The 4,073-nt window shown below is 69.9% G+C and carries 3 protein-coding genes; all 3 read right to left on the bottom strand.

Annotation, left to right across the window (positions count from 1 at the left end; all coding sequences use genetic code 11):
- Positions 1-2,580, bottom strand: a 2,580-nt coding sequence (gene secA / locus KIK08_RS37655) for a preprotein translocase subunit SecA (RefSeq protein WP_214408094.1), incomplete at its 3' end; no start/stop codon positions are given.
- A gap of 163 nt (positions 2,581-2,743) precedes the next feature.
- Positions 2,744-3,391, bottom strand: coding sequence for a ribosome hibernation-promoting factor, HPF/YfiA family (gene hpf / locus KIK08_RS37660; RefSeq protein WP_214408095.1), 648 nt, complete (start codon positions 3,389-3,391; stop codon positions 2,744-2,746).
- A gap of 241 nt (positions 3,392-3,632) precedes the next feature.
- Positions 3,633-4,073, bottom strand: a 441-nt coding sequence (locus KIK08_RS37665; RefSeq protein ID WP_408004790.1) for a ComF family protein, incomplete at its 5' end; no start/stop codon positions are given.

Genomic DNA, 4,073 nt, shown 5'->3' on the forward strand with positions numbered 1-4,073 from the left:
AGCGGCGGCCGCCGGCTGCTGCGCGGGCGCGGCGGCCGGGGCGGCGCCGTCGGCCGGGGCGGCCGGCTGGGCGGGCTGGACGCGCACGTTGAACATGTGCCCGACCGTCTCCTCCTTGATGCCCTCGAGCATCGCGGAGAACATGTCGTAGCCCTCGCGCTGGTACTCGATCAGCGGGTCGCGCTGGGCCATGGCGCGCAGGCCGATGCCCTCCTTGAGGTAGTCCATCTCGTAGAGGTGCTCGCGCCACTTGCGGTCCATGACCTGCAGCAGCACCTGGCGCTCCAGCTCGCGCATGCCGCCCTGGGTGCCGATCAGCTCGTCGATCTCGGCCTCGCGGCGGGCGTAGGCCTCGCGCATGTCGGCCAGGATCGCGTCGTGCAGCCGGTCGGCGGTGAGCTCGTCGTCGGCGTCGTCGTCCTCGCCGGCCAGCGCCTGCCAGCGGATGCCCACCGGGTACAGCGTGCCCAGGGCGGTCCAGAGCTTCTCCAGGTCCCAGTCCTCGGAGTAGCCCTCGGCGGTGGCGCCGTCGACGTAGGCCTTGACCACGTCCTCGAGCATGTGCTGGATCTGCGCCTGGATGTCCTCGCCGGCGAGCACGCGGCGGCGCTCGGCGTAGATGACGGTGCGCTGCTTGTTGAGCACCTCGTCGTACTTGAGGACGTTCTTGCGGATCTCGAAGTTCTGCTGCTCGACCTGGGTCTGCGCGCTGCGGATGGCCTTGGTGACCATGCCGGCCTCGATCGGCACGTCGTCCGGCAGGTTGAACCGGTTCATGATCGACTCGACGACCTGGCCGTTGAAGCGGCGCATCAGGTCGTCGCCCAGTGACAGGTAGAAGCGCGACTCGCCCTGGTCGCCCTGGCGGCCGGAGCGGCCGCGCAGCTGGTTGTCGATGCGGCGGGACTCGTGGCGCTCGGTGCCCAGGACGTAGAGGCCGCCGGCCTGCTTGACCTCCTCGGCCTCGGCCGCGACCTGGTCGCGCACCTGCGCGACGACCTCGTCCCAGGCGGCCTCGTACTCCTCGCGGGTCTCGACCGGGTCGAGGCCGCGGCGGCGCAGCTCCAGGTCGGCGAGGAACTCGGGGTTGCCGCCGAGCACGATGTCGGTGCCTCGACCGGCCATGTTGGTGGCCACGGTGACCGCGCCCGCCTGCCCGGCCTGGGCGATGATCGCGGCCTCGCGCTCGTGGTGCTTGGCGTTGAGGACCTCGTGCGGGACCTGCAGCTGCACCAGCAGCTTCGACAGGTACTCCGACTTCTCCACGCTCGTGGTGCCGACCAGGACCGGCTGGCCCTTGGCGTGCTTCTCGGCGATGTCCGCGGCGACCGCGTCGAACTTGGCCGGCTCGGTCTTGTAGATCAGGTCGGCCTGGTCCTTGCGGATCATCGGCCGGTTGGTCGGGATGCTGACCACGCCGAGCTTGTAGATCTGGTGCAGCTCGGCCGCCTCGGTCTGGGCGGTGCCGGTCATCCCGGAGAGCTTGGAGTACAGCCGGAAGTAGTTCTGCAGGGTGATGGTGGCCAGGGTCTGGTTCTCGGCCTGGACCTCCACCCCCTCCTTGGCCTCGATGGCCTGGTGCATGCCCTCGTTGTAGCGGCGCCCGGCCAGCACGCGGCCGGTGAACTCGTCGACGATCAGCACGGCGCCGTCGCGGACGATGTAGTCCTTGTCCTTCTTGAACAGCTCCTTGGCCTTCAGGGCGTTGTTCAGGTAGCCGACCAGCGGCGTGTTCGCGGCCTCGTAGAGGTTGTCGATGCCGAGCTGGTCCTCGACGTAGGTGACGCCCTCCTCGGTGACGCCCACCGTGCGCTTGCGCTCGTCGACCTCGTAATGGCGGTCCTTCTGCATCGACGGCGCCATGCGCGCGAACTCCTGGTACCAGCGCGCGCTCTGCTCGGCCGGCCCGGAGATGATCAGTGGGGTGCGGGCCTCGTCGATGAGGATCGAGTCGGCCTCGTCGACGACGGCGAAGTTGTGGCCGCGCTGCACCATGTCGCGCGCGTTCCAGGCCATGTTGTCGCGCAGGTAGTCGAAGCCGAACTCGTTGTTCGTGCCGTAGGTGATGTCGGCCTTGTACTGCTCGCGGCGCACCGCGGGGGGCATCTCGGAGAGGATCACGCCCACGTCCAGGCCGAGGAAGCGGTGGATGCGGCCCATGTTCTCCGAGTCGCGGCGGGCCAGGTAGTCGTTGGTGGTGACCATGTGCACGCCGTCGCCGGAGATGGCGTTGAGGTACGCGGGGAAGGCCGAGGTCAGGGTCTTGCCCTCACCGGTCTTCATCTCCGCGATGTTGCCCAGGTGCAGCGCGGCGCCACCCATCAGCTGCACCTTGAACGCGCGCTGGCCCAGGGTGCGCCTGCCGGCCTCGCGGACCACCGCGAACGCCTCGAACATGAGGTCGTCGAGGGACTCGCCGTCGGCGTAGCGGCGCTTGAACTCCTCGGTCTTGGCGCGCAGCTCGGCGTCGGTGAGCGCCTCGATCTCCGGCTCGAGCGTCTCGATGTGCTCGGCGTACTTGGCCAGCCGCTTGACCAGCTTCGTCTCTCCGGCGCGGAGCAGGCGGTTCAGCAGCGGCACGGGTCGACCTCATTCACGATCAGCGGGTCCTGCTTGGCGGGTTCGGGGGGCTTGCCGGCCACCAGGGTAGCGAAGCGGTCCGGGCCCCACGGTTCAACGCCGAAGGGGCGGCAACCGTTCCGGTCGGATCGGTCGCCGCCCCTCCCGGGCCCGGTGCGCAGGATCAGTGCGTCAGGCTGATGACCCCGTAGTCGTAGCCCTTGCGCCGGTAGACGACGCAGGGCTTGCCGCTGTCGGCGTCGGCGAACAGGTAGAAGTCGTGCCCGACCAGCTCCATCTTGGCCAGGGCCTCGTCGACGCTCATGGGCGCGTCGGTGTGCGCCTTGCGGCGGACCACGCGACCCGGGATCGGATCCGGGTCGAGGTCCTCGTAGTGCGAACGGGGCAACGGGATCGTTCCGTCGATGTCCTCGGCGGGCGCGTCGTCCAGGTCGGCGCTCACGGGCGGCGCCTCGTCCAGCACCGCGGTCGAGCCACCGCGCGCCGCGGTGACGCGGGCGCGCTTGCCGGTGATGCGCCGCCGGTCGTGCGAGCGCCGCAGCTGGGACTCGAGCTTGGCGATCGCGGCGTCCAGTGCGCCGTAGAAGTCCTGGGCGCAGGCCTCGGCGCGGGCGACGCCCTCGCAGCCGCGGCCGGTGAGCTCCACCCGTTGGCAGCTCTTGAGCTGTCGGCGGTTGCGCTCGTGGAACAGCTCCACCTCCATGCCGACCATCCGGTGGTCGTAGCGTTCGAGGCGAGCGACCTTCTCCGCGACGTGGATCCGGAAATGATCCGGAACCTCGACATTACGGCCGGTGACAACGATCTCCACGCAGACTTCCCTCGCTTTCCGCTTCGGGTTGACGGTGCGATGCGCCGGGGGACTGACCGCCCCCATGCGCTCGATCGGTGGGGCGTCCCTCCTGATTGACGGCTCGGGGATGCGGAGCACCGTAACGTGCATCACGGTTCGGCAACAGTCCTGACGGGTCGGTAGCCCCGACTTGATGCATGCCGACGGACGGCCTAGCGGGCAGGGCCACTCAGCGGTAGAATCCGGACAAATATCAAGATCAACTGCTGCCCGCCGTCGCGTCGCAGAGCACCAGCGCCCCCTCGGGCACCACCCCCGCCGCGGCCAGCACCGACCGGCATTCCCGCAGCGTGGCTCCCGTTGTGACGATGTCGTCGACCAGCAGCGCTCGATCTTCGGTCGGTGGTAGTCGACCGCTCACAATTGCGATCCGGCCGCGCAGGTTGGCGGCCCGTTGCACGGCGTCGAGGCCCACGGAATCGCGCACCCGCCTGTCGAGGCGCAACGGATGCGCCACCCGGACGTCGGAACACTGGGCCGAAAGCGCTCGGCACAGTCGCAGAACGTGGTCCCCTCCGCGGACCCGCGCCGCCGCCGGCCGCGACGGTGCGGGCACGAGCCACGTCGGCCCCCGCGCTCCCGGCGGCGCGAGGTCGCCCAGCGGCCCGGCCAGCAGCGCCGCCAGCGGACGGGCCAGGTC

The organism is Pseudonocardia lacus, assembly GCF_018531445.1.
GTDB lineage: Bacteria > Actinomycetota > Actinomycetes > Mycobacteriales > Pseudonocardiaceae > Pseudonocardia > Pseudonocardia lacus.